Source organism: Streptomyces daqingensis (genome assembly GCF_014645895.1).
In the GTDB taxonomy this organism is placed as follows: domain Bacteria; phylum Actinomycetota; class Actinomycetes; order Streptomycetales; family Streptomycetaceae; genus Streptomyces; species Streptomyces daqingensis.
This window is the reverse complement of sequence record NZ_BMMP01000028.1, coordinates 19,180-32,553: the sequence shown is the minus strand read 5'-3', so window position 1 is coordinate 32,553 and position 13,374 is coordinate 19,180. Positions and strand designations below refer to the sequence as shown.

Below are 13,374 nucleotides of genomic sequence, written 5' to 3'. Positions count from 1 at the left end.
GAAGGCCGGACGTGGCCGCACGGGCCCGTCCCGGAGGCCGGACCGAGGGCGAGGACCCTCAGCCGGGGCCGCCGCCCTCCGCGTGTCCGCCGGAGCCGGACGAAGGATCGGAGCCGGGACCGGAACCGTCCTCCGCGTCGGGCCCGGGAGCGGAGACGGCGACCAGACCGTGCAGCAGGAGCGTCGTGAACGCCTCCGCCCACTGCTGGTCCACCGGCTCGGCGCTGACCAGCGTCCGGTGCACCACCGCTCCTGCGACGGCGTCGAAGATCAGGTCGACGAACCGCTCGTTCTCCTCCGGGTCCGCGGAGTCAGGCGGCAGTTCCCCGCGCGCCTGCGCCCGCTCGCGCCCCTGCACGACGAGGAGCTTCTGCCGGTCGACGATCGCTTCCCTGATGAGGTCCCGCAGCAGCGGGTCGTGGGTGGACTCGGCGACGACGGCCATCAGCGAGGCGTTGGTCTCGGGCCGCTGGAGCATCTTGGCGAAGGAGACCACGACGCCCTGGATGTCCGCGCGCAGGCTGCCCCGGTCCGGCAGCTCCAGCTCGTCGAAGAGGGCGGCGACCGCGTGCACGACGAGCTCGCCCTTGCTCTGCCAGCGCCGGTAGAGGGTGGTCTTGGCGACTCCGGCACGTGCGGCGACGTACCCCATGGTGAGCTTGCCCCACCCGACCTCGACGAGCGCCGCACGCGTGGCGTCCATGATGGCGGCGTCTGCCTGCGCGCTGCGCGGCCTGCCGACGCGGCGGGGTGTGGGGGCGGAGGACGGCATGCCGACAGACCATATCGGCCGGAATTGCCGCGGGGGACAACGGGAGCCTCCAGGGGGACTTGCATCACCCGGGGGCGCAACCGATACGCTACGGAACGTATCGGAACGGGGAACTTCCGGTGCGACGACCAGCCGCCGGGTGGGGACCCGGCACACAGCACCGCGCGGAAGGGGGAGACTGGACTCATGCAGCCACGCAACATGTCCATGAGCGGAGCGGTCGACCTCTCCGCGGTGAAGGCGGCCGGTGAGGCCAAGCAGAAGGCGGAGCAGGCGAGGGCCGCTGCCGCCGAACGGGGCGGAGCCGACGCCCCGGCGAGTCTGGTGATCGACGTCGACGAGGCGGGTTTCGAGGCGGAGGTGCTGCAGCGCTCCGCCGAGGTTCCCGTCGTCATCGACTTCTGGGCCGAGTGGTGCGAGCCGTGCAAGCAGCTCTCGCCCGTGCTGGAGCGGCTGACGCGGGAGTACGCGGGGCGCGTGCTGCTCGCGAAGATCGACGCCGACAAGAACCAGATGCTGATGCAGCAGTTCGGCGTCCAGGGCATTCCCGCGGTCTTCGCCGTGGTCGCCGGCCAGGCGCTGCCCCTCTTCCAGGGCGCCGCTCCGGAGGCCCAGATCCGCCAGACGCTCGACCAGTTGATCCAGGTCTCCGAGCAGCGCTTCGGCATCACCGGCCTGCAAGGAGTCGCCGAGGGCGACGGGGAGCAGGCGGCCGAGGAGCCCGCCGCGCCGGAGGACCCCGCGCTCGTCGCTGCCCAGCAGGCCCTGGACACCGGCGACTTGAACGGCGCCGTCCAGGCGTACCGGAACGTCCTGGCGGACGACCCCGGCAACGTCGAGGCGCGGGTCGGTCTGGCCATGGCCGAACTGCTGGGCCGGGTGCAGGGGCTGGACGCGCAGCAGGTGCGCAAGGACGCTGCCGACCGCCCCGGCGACGTCGAGGCCCAACTGCGCGCGGCGGACCTGGACATGGCGGGCGGTCACGTCGAGGACGCGTTCGGCCGCCTCGTCGAGACGGTGAAGAGGACGGCGGGTGACGACCGGGAGGCCGCGCGAGTCCGCCTTCTTGACTTGTTCGAGGTGATCGGTGCGGAAGACCCGCGTGTGGTCACTGCGCGTAGCGCACTGGCCCGCGTGCTGTTCTGAACGGCACGCCCCGTCACATACGCACCGTCACGACACATGGTTTTAGCGACATCAGCGGCTGTGTTTTACCAAGTTTTGGTAATCGCAGCCGCTGTTACTCGTAGTAAGTGATCAGGCGGCCTTTGGTCGTTGATGTCCGGGTTGATTCCAGGCCAGGCGCCCAGAGGGTGACGACCCTGTGTGTCTGCTCTATGCTGATCGGCCGCCGTCCGGTTATCTGGCCGTTACTCGCTGGTAACGCACCCCCTTGTGCGCAGCCTTCGGATGGACCACGATCGGCCAAGCTCGGTCCATTGCCCGCAGCCCGGCAACCATTCGGCGCACCGCTGGCATTGGATCCCCACCGAGCAGACCGGCAAGCAAGCTTGAGCCCCATCCAGTACCACCGCCGGTCTTCCGGGCAGGGGGGTCTCCGCCGAACTGGCGGAGCCTGTCCGAACAAAGCAGGTTGCGCGTGAGCGTGGCCAGTGGTTGTCGCTCGGGGGTGATCGCCGACAGCTCGGACATGGCGTACCCGGTACGCCAGTCGATGACGGCGCTCTCCTTCCCGAGGACGTAGCACTTCTCCCATCCCAGGTCAGGGAGCGGGCCGTTTCAGGAGCGGTCCGTCCAGGCCGGAGATGTACGTCCGAGAAGGAGGAAAGTCATGGAGTCCCTGGCTCGTGGCGGGACCAGATGGAAGCGGTTCGCCGTCGTCATGGTGCCGAGTGTCGCTGCGACCGCAGCGATAGGCGTCGCCCTCTCGCAGGGCGCGCTGGCGGCGTCGTTCAGCGTTTCGGGGCAGCAGTTCAAGATTGCTGCCGACAAGCTCGAAGGCACCGGGTTCGTTCAGTACGGAGCCGTCGACTCGACGAAGGCCGGTAAGAAGGCCGTCGCGGTTGTCGGTTTCAACTCGGCGAAGATCAGGAACCTTTGCCAGTCCGTCGTCGTGCCGGTCCCGGCGTTCGGCGACGTGACGATGAAGCTGGGCGCCGGTGCTGCCGGCGGCCCGGAGGTCGAGGCGAAGAAGCTCTACGTCGACGCCGACGACATAGCCGCCAACGCGGAGTTCAAGAACGTCGACATCGGCGTCGCCGCGGACGAGACCACCAAGGGTCCCGGTCCGAACAAGGGCGACAAGTACCTGCCCGGCTCGTTCGCGCAGCAGGCCGACACTGCGACATTCACGGATGTCAAGCAGCGCGCCTGGGCGACGACTGCCGGCACGTTCAAGCTCAGCGGCCTGAAGATGAACGTGAAGAAGGGCAAGAACGAGTGCTACTGACGGGCACTCACTGACCGCACGAGTGCGGAGCGGCTGCTCCTTGCCGCTCCGCGCCCGTCGGTCGGCTCCACCACCGCAAGCTTTGTGCCAGTCCCGAGGAGCTGTACGACATGAGCGCCGAGACGCGACAAAGGCCGACTTCCGGATTCGGCCAGAAGCGCAGTTCGTTCCGGGCGTGGCGTGGACAGCGCCCGTTCTGGGGCGGGTTGCTGACGCTCCTCGCCGGTATCCCCATCATGTACATCCCGTACCAGAACTTCACTCTGGGTTCGCTGACCATCCGGATGTCCACGACGGCAGGCGCCGGCTCGCTGATCATCGGTGTGCTGCTGGTCGTACTCGGGCTGACGATGTGGTTCCAGCCGCAGTCGCGGGTGTTCGCCGGGATCGCGGCGATCCTGCTGTCGCTGGTCTCTCTGGTCGTGTCGAACGTGGGCGCCTTCATGATCGGCTTCCTGCTGGGGCTGCTCGGCGGCGCCCTGGGAGTCGCGTGGGCGCCGGGGAAACCGCCGGCCGGGCGTGAGAGCGCCGCGGAAGGACCCCAGGGCGCGGGCACGACGGAGACGGGGCTCACGGGCCCCGCAGCCTCCTCGGAGTCCGGTTCAGCAGGCGGGGAGGGCAAGGAGACGGGCTCGGGCGCACGCCTTACGGGCACGGCCCAGGACGACCTTTCAGTCTTTGGAACGGCTCCCTCGTCCGGAGCCGATGCGAACCACGGGAACGGGAGGCACCGTGCCGGGTGACGAGGTGCATGAGGAGGCGGGTTCGTCGGCGCAAGCAGCGCCCGACGCCGGCCGCGGGAGAACCGGACCGCGCCACGCGGCTCCGAGGAAGCCGCTGCTGACCCGTCTGCATGTCCCCGCGGGCAAGGCGATAGCCATCGCGGCGATGCCGTCCGCGGTCCTTATGGGCATGGGGCTCACCCCCCAGCTGGCGAACGCCAAGCCGCTGCCCAAGAACCCCTTCAAGCCCGGCCCCTGCGTCTCCCAGCCCGACAAGGACGACGCCGAGGACGAGAAGAAGGACGAGGCCGGCAAGGGCCAGGACCAGGACGGCGGCGCGGACGCGCCCGGCGGCGACGCCGGCACGGACGAGCCCGGTTCGGGTTCCGGGTCCGAGAAGCCTGAGCCCGATCCGTCCGAGCCTCCCGCCTCCGGCGGTGGCAGCGGTGGCAGCGGCGGCGGCTCCGAGGAGCCCGAGCCCTCGCCGAGCCCGTCGGACCCCGAGGAAGGGGACGACGAGGACGAGGGCGAGGACGACGGCGGTTTCCTCGGCGGCATCGGCGACGCGATCGGCGACATCCTCAGCCCCAAGGAGAAGAAGGAGAAGGAGAAGGAGGAGGCCGAGAAGGAGAAGGCCGAGAAGGAGGCGGAGGAGAAGGCTGCGAGCCCCTCGCCGTCCGACTCGGGATCCTCCTCGTCCAAGTCCGGCTCCAAGCCCGTCGAGGACACCGTCGGCAAGGTGGGCGACGGGCTGAAGGACACGACCGACAAGCTGGGCGAGGCCGCGAAGGGTGCCGAGGACGGGCTGTCCGGCGGCAAGGCGGAGTCCGGCAAGGCGGGCGCGGACGGCAAGAAGGCCTTCCCCTGCGTCGAGGCGAAGAAGGACAAGGGCGAGGACGAGCAGACCCCCGCCACGCTGCCCAACGACCCCTGGACGCTGGAGGCGAGCTCCCTCGGGCTGCACGGCCTCGACTACAAGGGCGTGGTCAACCTCCGTACCGCGAACGGCAAGACGAAGCAGGCCCTGAAGTTCACGGCCGAGAGCGTCGACATCGGCGACCTGCACCAGATCGTCGAGGCTGCCGACGGCACGACGTACCACGTCCGCGCGGCCAAGGGCTCGACGTCCACCATCCGCGACGGCCAGGTGACGATGTACACGGAGCGGCTGAAGGGGAACCTCTTCGGGCTGATCCCGATCACCTTCGACCCGGAGCACCCGCCGCCGCTGAACATCCCGGAGGCGTACTTCACCAACGTCGAGGTCAGCCAGGCCGGCCAGTTCGGCGGCAACCTGACCGTTCCGGGGCTGAAGCAGAGCATCGACTGACCGGAGCGCCGGCGAAGCCCGGCGGCACCGGCAGGCAGACGAAAGGGCCCGCGACCTCACCGAGGTCGCGGGCACTTTCGTCGCTGCGGGAAGGTGCCGCCGCGCCGGGTGCCGCGGGCGTGCGGCACCCGGGGCGGGCGTCAGTCCTGCGTGCCGCCGAGGTGGTGGACCCGCACCATGTTGGTGGTGCCGGGTACGCCGGGGGGCGAGCCGGCGGTGATGAGCATGGTGTCGCCGGCGTCGTACCGCTGGAGCTTCAGCAGCTCCGCGTCGACGAGTTCGACCATCTCGTCGGTGTGCTCCACGTGCGGAACGACGTAGGTCTCGACGCCCCAGCTGAGCGTGAGCTGGTTGCGCGTCTCGGGCTCCGTGGTGAAGGCGAGGATGGGCTGGCAGGCCCGGTAGCGGGAGAGCCGCCGCGCGGTGTCGCCGGACTTCGTGAAGGCCACCAGAGCCTTGCCGTTGAGGAAGTCCGCCATCTCCGCGGCGGCGCGTGCCACCGAACCGCCCTGCGTGCGGGGCTTCTTGCCCGGCACGAGCGGCTGGAGGCCGCGGCTGAGCAGCTCCTCCTCGGCGGCCTCGACGATCTTCGACATCGTCTTGACCGTCTCGACGGGGTACTGCCCGACCGAGGACTCGGCGGAGAGCATCACCGCGTCCGCCCCGTCGAGGATCGCGTTGGCCACGTCGGACGCCTCGGCGCGCGTGGGACGGGAGTTGGTGATCATCGACTCCATCATCTGCGTCGCCACGATCACCGGCTTGGCGTTGCGGCGGCACATCTCGATGAGGCGCTTCTGCACCATCGGCACCCGCTCCAGCGGATACTCGACCGCCAGGTCGCCGCGCGCGACCATCACGCCGTCGAAGGCCATGACGACGTCTTCCATGTTCGCGACGGCCTGGGGCTTCTCCACCTTGGCGATCAGCGGGACCCGGCGCCCGACCTCGTCCATGATGCGGTGTACGTCGCGGACGTCCGTCGCGTCCCGGACGAAGGACAGCGCGACCATGTCGCAGCCCATCCGCAGGGCGAACTTCAGGTCCTCGACGTCCTTGTCGGACAGGGCGGGGACGTTGACGGCGGCGCCCGGCAGGTTGATGCCCTTGTGATCGGAGATCACGCCGCCCTCGATGACGATGGTGCGCACGTTCGAGCCGTCGACCTCAGTGACCTGGAGCGCGACGTTCCCGTCGTTGATGAGGACCGGGTCGCCCTTGGTGACGTCGCCCGGGAGCCCCTTGTAGGTGGTGCCGCAGATCGTCTTGTCACCGGGGACGTCCTCGGTGGTGATCGTGAACTCCTCGCCGCGGACGAGCTCCACGGGCCCCTCGGCGAAGGTCTCCAGACGGATCTTGGGGCCCTGCAGGTCGGCGAGGACGCCGACGGCCCGGCCGGTCTCCTCGGCCGCCTTGCGGACGCGGTCGTACCGCTCCTCGTGCTCCGGGTGGGTCCCGTGGCTCATGTTGAAGCGGGCCACGTTCATACCGGCCTCGATCAGCGTCTTCAGCTGGTCGTAGGAGTCGACGGCTGGGCCCAGGGTGCAGACGATTTTGGAACGGCGCATAGGACGATCCTAACGGTTTGTTCAAACGCGGAACGTATCGGGGGTGAAGTGGATCACGCGGTCAGGCGGTGCGGTGCGCGTCCGCTCCGGTGACCAGCGCGTACGTCTGGTGTGCGATCTCCAGCTCCTCGTCGGTCGGTACCACTGCCGCCGCGACCCGCGCGCCCCGGGGCGAGATCAGCCGAGGGCCCTCGGCGGCGGGACCCTCCGCGGCGTTCGCAGCCGGGTCGACGGCCAGGCCGAGGCCTTCGAGGCCCGCGAGCGCCGCCTCGCGCACCGGGGGCGAATTCTCGCCCACTCCCGCGGTGAAGGCCACGGCGTCGACACGGCCGAGCACGGCGCAGTACGCCCCGATGTACTTCCTGATCCGGTGGATGTAGATGTCGAAGGCGAGCCGTGCCCGCTCGTCGCCTTCCTCGATACGGCGGCGGATCTCCCGCATGTCGTTGTCCCCGCACAGTCCGACGAGTCCGCTCCGCTTGTTCAGCAGCTCGTCCACCTCGTCCACCGTCATGCCGGCCACCCGCACGAGGTGGAAGACCACGGCCGGGTCGACGTCTCCGGAACGGGTACCCATCACCAGGCCTTCAAGCGGGGTCAGCCCCATCGAGGTGTCCACGCACCTGCCGCCCCGCACCGCGGACACGGACGCCCCGTTGCCCAGGTGCAGCACGATCACGTTGACGTCCGCGGGGTCCGCGCCGAGCAGCTCGGCGGTGCGGCGGGAGACGTACGCGTGCGAGGTGCCGTGGAAGCCGTAGCGCCGCACCCGGTGCGCGTCCGCGGTCTCGACGTCGATGGCGTAGCGGGCGGCGTGCTCCGGCATCGTCGTGTGGAACGTGGTGTCGAAGACCGCGACCTGCGGCAGCCCGGGGTTGAGGACCTGCGCCGTGGTGATCCCCGTCAGGTTGGCCGGGTTGTGCAGCGGCGCCACCGGGACGAGCCGGCGGATCTCGGCGAGCACGTCGTCGTCGACGAGCGTGGGGCGGGTGAACGACCGTCCGCCGTGCACCACGCGGTGCCCGATGGCGGCCAGCTCGGGTGCGTCCAGGCCGAGGCCGTCGGCCTCCAGCTCCTCCGCGGCGGCACGCAGCGCGGCTTCGTGGTCCGCGAACTCCTCGACGCGCTCCCGCCGTTCCCCTCCCGTCGCGAGGGGGGTGTGCGTCAGCCTCGACTGACGCTCGCCGATGCGCTCCACCAGGCCGGCGGCGAGTCTCGACTCGTCGGTCATCTCCAGGAGCTGGTACTTCACCGAGGAGGAACCGGAGTTGAGGACGAGGACGCGGGTGGCGGTCACTTGGGGCTCCGCTTTCTGGGAGGGGACGGACGGCTGCGGACGAGGGGGCCGGTGACCGCGGCGGCGGACGGCGTCACCGCCGTATCGGCGAACCGCTCTGCTGGGCCTGCACGGCGGTGATCGCCACGGTGTTGATGATGTCGGAGACCATCGCACCGCGCGAGAGATCGTTCACGGGCTTGCGCAGCCCCTGCAGGACGGGGCCCACGGCCACGGCCCCCGCGCTGCGCTGCACCGCCTTGTAGGTGTTGTTGCCGGTGTTGAGGTCCGGGAAGACCAGCACCGTCGCCCTGCCCGCGACCTCCGAGCCGGGGAGCTTGGCCGCCGCGACCGACGGGTCCACGGCCGCGTCGTACTGAATGGGGCCCTCCACCAGCAGCTCCGGCTGCCGCTGCCGGACGAGCGCGGTCGCCTCCCGCACCTTGTCGACGTCCGTACCCGAGCCCGAGGTGCCCGTCGAGTACGACAGCATGGCGATGCGGGGCTCCACGCCGAACTGCCGAGCCGTCGCCGCCGACTGGACGGCGATGTCGGCGAGCTGCCGCGCGTCCGGGTCGGGGACGACGGCGCAGTCGCCGTAGACGAGCACGCGGTCGGCGAGGCACATGAAGAAGACGGAGGAGACGGTCGACGCGTCCTCACGCGTCTTGATCACCTCGAAGGCGGGGCGGATCGTCGCCGCCGTGGAGTGGGCGGCACCGGAGACCATGCCGTCCGCGAGGCCCTCGCGCACCATCAGCGTCCCGAAGTACGACACGTCCGCGACGACGTCGTGGGCGAGCTCGAAGGTGACGCCTTTGTGGGAGCGCAGCTCCGCGTACACCTCGGCGAAGCGCTCCCGGAGCGGCGACGTCTGGGGGTCCACGATCCGCGCGGACGCCTGCGCCGCCGGCGGCAGCTCGCCGTCGGCGAGAAGGGCCAGGTCCACGCCCAGTTCGGCCGCGCGCCTGCGGACGGCGTCCGGCTCGCCGAGCAGCGTCAGATCGCAGATGTCGCGCCGCAGCAGGACCTCCGCGGCACGCAGCACCCGCTCCTCGCCGCCCTCCGGCAGGACGATGTGGCGCCTGTCCGAGCGGGACCGCTCGACGAGTTCGCGCTCGAACATCATCGGGGTGATCCGGGCGCCCCGCTCCACGGCGAGCTGCTGCGTCAACTGCGCGGTGTCGACGTGCCGTTCGAAGAGGCCGAGGGCGACCTCCGCCTTGCGGGGCGTGGCCGCCGTGAGCTTCCCCTCCAGGGCGAACAGCTCCGCCGCCGTCGGGAACGAGCCGCCGGGTACGGCCAGTACGGGCGTGCCCGGGGCGAGACGGCTTGCCAGTGCCATGGTCTCCGCGCCGGGCCGCTCGCCGAGGGTGAGCACCACGCCCGCGATGGCGGGGGAGCCCGCCGCGTGGGCCGCCAGCGCGCCGACGACGAGGTCGGCCCGGTCGCCCGGAGTGATGACCATGCAGCCCTCGGTCAGCGCCGGCAGGAAGACCGGCAGGTGGGCGCCGCCGAAGACGAAGTCGCGGACGTCACGGCCCAGGGCCTCCGGAACCCCCAGCAGCAGCTCCGCCCCGAGCCTGTCCCGTACCTGGGCGACGGTCGGCGCTGACAGGGCGGGCTCCTCCGGCAGCACGTACACCGGCTCCGGGAGCTGCCCGTCGAGCAGCCGGGACGTCTCACGTGCCTCGGATCCGCTGACCCGGTTCGCGATCGTCGCCACGACGTGGGAGCCGAGGGAGGCGAAGGCGTGGTGGGCGTTGCGCACCTCCGAGGCGACGGACTCGGCGCTCTGGCCCTTGCCCGAGACGACGGGCAGCACCGGCGCCCCGAACTCGTTGGCGAGCCGTGCGTTGAGGGCGAGCTCCGCGGGGAGCTGGGTGTCGGCGTAGTCCGTGCCGAGGACGAGCACCGCCTCGTGGTCCGCGGCGACCGCGTGGAACCGTTCGACGAGGCGGGCGACCAGCTCCTCCACGCCCTTCTCCGCCTGGAGCGCCGCGCCTTCCTCGTAGCTCATCCCGAAGACGGTCTCCGGAGGCTGGGTGAGGCGGTAGCGGCTGCGCAGCAGCTGGTAGAGGCGGTCCCCGGACGGGGTGTTCTCGTGCACCAGCGGACGGAACAGCCCCACCCGGTCCACCTGCCTGGTCAGGAGCTCCATGACTCCGAGCTCCACGACCTGGCGGCCGTCGCCGCGGCCGATGCCCGTCACGTACACGCTGCGCGTCACGCGTGGTCAACCTCTCGTCGTTGGCCGGACGGCCGGGGGAGCCGGCCGTGGAATAGTGGGTTCCCGGAGGGACTCCCCGCATTCCGCACGGAGAACGCACGCCCGCGCTCGTCCGTGCCCGTCGCGGCCGGACCGCCGCAGCGCCCGGGCGGAGGCGCGGTGCGGAGCGAGTCCGGTGGGCGGACGGGCAGTGCGGCCCGCGTTCAACACATGAAACACTCCCCTCGGCTCCCTTCGGGACCGAGCAGCCCGGCCCGTACACGCGGGTCACTCACCGATCAGGAGATAGAACCCCCATGCGCATCGGAGTCCTCACGGCAGGCGGCGACTGCCCCGGTCTGAACGCCGTGATCCGTTCCGTAGTCCACCGGGCCGTGCACGACCGCGGTGACGAAGTCATCGGCTTCGAAGACGGGTTCACGGGACTCCTCGACGGCCGCTACCGCCCGCTCGACACCAACGACGTCGCGGGCATCCTCGCGCGCGGCGGGACGATCCTGGGCTCCGCGCGCCTGGAGCGCGACCGGCTCCGCGAGGCCTGCGACAACTCCGAGGAGCTCATCGACCGCCTCGGCCTGGACGCGCTCATCCCCATCGGCGGCGAGGGCACGCTCACCGCGGCGCGGATGCTGGCGGACGCGGGGCTGCCCGTCGTCGGCGTGCCCAAGACCATCGACAACGACATCTCCGCGACCGACCGCACCTTCGGGTTCGACACGGCCGTCGGCGTCGCCACCGAGGCCATGGACCGGCTGAAGACCACCGCGGAGTCGCACCAGCGCGTCATGGTCGTCGAGGTCATGGGACGGCACGCCGGCTGGATCGCCCTGGAGGCCGGCATGGCGGCCGGCGCGCACGGGATCTGCATCCCGGAGCGGCCCTTCGAGGTCGACGACCTGGTGAAGATGGTCGAGGAGCGCTTCGCCCGCGAGAAGAAGTTCGCGCTGATCTGCGTCGCCGAGGGCGCGCACCCCGCGGAGGGGTCGATGCCCTACGAGAAGGGCGTCATCGACCAGTACGGCCACGAGCGTTTCGTGGGAATCGGCAACCGCCTCGCCAGCGAGCTCGAGCACCGCCTGGGCAAGGAGGCCAAGCCGGTCATTCTCGGCCACGTGCAGCGCGGCGGCACGCCCACGGCGTACGACCGCGTCCTCGCCACCCGCTTCGGCTGGCACGCCGTCGAGGCGGCGCACCGCGGGGACTTCGGCCAGATGACGGCGCTGCGCGGCACGGAGATCGTCATGACCCCGCTGGCCAACGCGGTGAGCGAGCTCAAGCGCGTCCCGCAGGACCGCATGGACGAGGCCGAGTCGGTGTACTGACGCCCGGGCCGGTCCGCTGACGCCGCCTGGCGCGGCCCGGCCGTCCGGCTGCGGGCCTTGAGCGGCTCGCCGCGAAGGAGGCCGGCCGCGCCGTCCGCGGCCGGCCTTTCCGCTGCCCGGCACCGGCTGCGACGGCGCGCAGGATGGCCGAAACCGATCTGTGACGTGCGCGGACTACACAAGCGTCCGCATCGTGCGGTGCACTACGGCCATGGCGAACGACGGCGGATTCGTACGCGTACTGGGACGTGCCGACGTGCTGGCCCTGGCCTTCGGCGCGATGATCGGCTTCGGCTGGATCGTCCTGACCTCCGACTTCATCACCGAGGCCGGTCCGGGCGGCGCGGCACTCGCGTTCGTGCTCGGCGGCTTCGTGATCATGCTGGTGGGCCTGTGCTACGCCGAGCTGGTCTCCGCGATGCCCCACGCGGGCGGCGAGCACCACTACGGGCTGCGGGCCCTCGGCGGGCGCGGCGCGTTCGTCGTCTCCTGGGCGATGCTGCTCGGCTACGTCTCGGTCGCCGCCTTCGAGGCGGTGGCGCTGCCGGAGACGGTGCTCTACCTCTTCCCCGACATGCTCTCCGTCCATCTGTGGTCGGTCGCGGGATACGACGTCTACCTGAGCTGGGTGGCGGTCGGCGCCGGCTCCGCCGTGGTGGTCACCGCGCTGAACTACTTCGGTATCCGCCCCGCCAGCGTCTTCCAGACCGTCGCGGTCCTCTTCCTGCTCGGCGCGGGGGCGCTGCTGCTGGTGGGCTCCCTCACGAACGGCTCGGCCGGGAAGATGGAGCCGCTGTTCACAGGCGGGGTCTCCGGGCTCTTCGTGGTGCTGGTGGCCGTGCCGTTCCTCTTCGTCGGCTTCGACGTGATCCCGCAGTCGGCCTCCGAGGTGAACCTGCCCCACCGGCAGGTGGGCAAGCTGCTGGTGGTCTCCGTGGCATGCGCGGCGGGCTGGTACGCGATGATCATGCTGACCGTCGGCTCGGGCCTGGGCCCCGCCGAACTCGCCGACGCGGACCTGGCGTCGGCCGACGGCATGGCGAAGCTGTGGGACAGCCCCGCGATGGGCGACCTGCTGATCCTCGGCGGCATCGCGGGCATCTTCACGAGCTGGAACGCCTTCCTCATCGGCGCCAGCCGGCTCGTGTACGCGATGGCCGAGTCGCGGATGCTGCCGGCCTGGCTGGGCAAGCTGCACCCCCGCTACCGCACGCCCAGCAACGCGGTCCTGGCGATCGGCCTGCTCACCGTGCTGGCGCCGCTGTTCGGCGAGCCGATGCTGACATGGCTCGTCAACGCGGGCGGCATCAACATCGTGGTCGCCTACACGGCGGTCGTCCTCTGCTTCCTCATCCTCCGCCGCCGCGAGCCGGCGATGGAACGCCCGTTCACCACGCCCGCCGGTCCGGTCGTCGGATGGACGGCGCTGGCGCTCAGCCTCGGCCTGGGGGTGCTGTACCTGCCGGGCATGCCCGCCGCGCTCGACTTCCCGTCCGAGTGGGCCATCGTCGGCGGGTGGTGGCTGGCCGGTGCGCTGCTGGTGTGGCGGCTGCCGAAGATCACGCCGGGCGCGGACGCCGAGGAACGCCTCGTCGCGAGCGTCGCAGCGCGTGGCGGCGAGCCGCCGGCCGGCGACCGCGACGCCGGGGACTCCAGCGGGCACCTGACCGGCCGGGAACCCCGGTGACGTGCTGAAGAAGGGGTAGGGACGCGCCCCCTCCCGGTACGGCGAGATCCGTCGGGA

General features: G+C 71.0%; 10 protein-coding genes. 6 read left to right on the top strand and 4 right to left on the bottom strand.

Features of this window, described 5'->3' with window-relative positions:
* Positions 1-58: 58 nt before the first annotated feature.
* Positions 59-772, bottom strand: coding sequence for a TetR/AcrR family transcriptional regulator (locus IEY56_RS27325; RefSeq protein WP_189039962.1), 714 nt, complete (start codon positions 770-772; stop codon positions 59-61).
* 186 nt (positions 773-958) lie between these two features.
* Between IEY56_RS27325 and IEY56_RS27320 the strand changes: the two genes are divergently transcribed.
* From IEY56_RS27320 to IEY56_RS27305, 4 genes are all read left to right on the top strand, one after another.
* A complete protein-coding gene (locus IEY56_RS27320) occupies positions 959-1,918 on the top strand; it encodes a tetratricopeptide repeat protein (protein ID WP_189039961.1) in 960 nt (319 codons plus the stop codon).
* A gap of 646 nt (positions 1,919-2,564) precedes the next feature.
* On the top strand, positions 2,565-3,182 hold the full coding sequence (locus IEY56_RS27315) for a DUF6230 family protein (RefSeq protein WP_189039960.1): 618 nt from the start codon (positions 2,565-2,567) through the stop codon (positions 3,180-3,182).
* A gap of 110 nt (positions 3,183-3,292) precedes the next feature.
* On the top strand, positions 3,293-3,925 hold the full coding sequence (locus IEY56_RS27310) for a DUF6114 domain-containing protein (RefSeq protein ID WP_189039959.1): 633 nt from the start codon (positions 3,293-3,295) through the stop codon (positions 3,923-3,925).
* Positions 3,888-5,234 carry a hypothetical protein gene (locus IEY56_RS27305; RefSeq protein WP_229712247.1) on the top strand — a complete coding sequence of 449 codons (1,347 nt, stop codon included), beginning with the start codon at positions 3,888-3,890 and terminating at the stop codon, positions 5,232-5,234. The genes IEY56_RS27310 and IEY56_RS27305 overlap by 38 nt, the downstream gene beginning before the upstream one ends.
* Positions 5,235-5,374: 140 nt before the next feature.
* On the opposite strand, the gene pyk is transcribed toward IEY56_RS27305, so the two are convergent.
* The 3 genes from pyk to pta form a co-directional block, all read right to left on the bottom strand.
* Positions 5,375-6,802 carry a pyruvate kinase gene (gene pyk, locus IEY56_RS27300; RefSeq protein WP_189039957.1) on the bottom strand — a complete coding sequence of 476 codons (1,428 nt, stop codon included), beginning with the start codon at positions 6,800-6,802 and terminating at the stop codon, positions 5,375-5,377.
* Between the two features lie 61 nt (positions 6,803-6,863).
* Positions 6,864-8,099, bottom strand: coding sequence for an acetate kinase (locus tag IEY56_RS27295; protein ID WP_189039956.1), 1,236 nt, complete (start codon positions 8,097-8,099; stop codon positions 6,864-6,866).
* A gap of 73 nt (positions 8,100-8,172) precedes the next feature.
* Positions 8,173-10,308, bottom strand: a complete 2,136-nt coding sequence (gene pta, locus IEY56_RS27290; protein WP_189039955.1) for a phosphate acetyltransferase — start codon at positions 10,306-10,308, stop codon at positions 8,173-8,175.
* A 296-nt stretch (positions 10,309-10,604) separates the two neighbouring features.
* Between pta and IEY56_RS27285 the strand changes: the two genes are divergently transcribed.
* Positions 10,605-11,630: an ATP-dependent 6-phosphofructokinase gene (locus IEY56_RS27285; protein ID WP_045864858.1), complete on the top strand. Its 1,026-nt coding sequence runs from the start codon at positions 10,605-10,607 to the stop codon at positions 11,628-11,630.
* A 211-nt stretch (positions 11,631-11,841) separates the two neighbouring features.
* A complete protein-coding gene (locus IEY56_RS27280) occupies positions 11,842-13,317 on the top strand; it encodes an APC family permease (RefSeq protein WP_189039954.1) in 1,476 nt (491 codons plus the stop codon).
* Positions 13,318-13,374 lie beyond the last annotated feature (57 nt).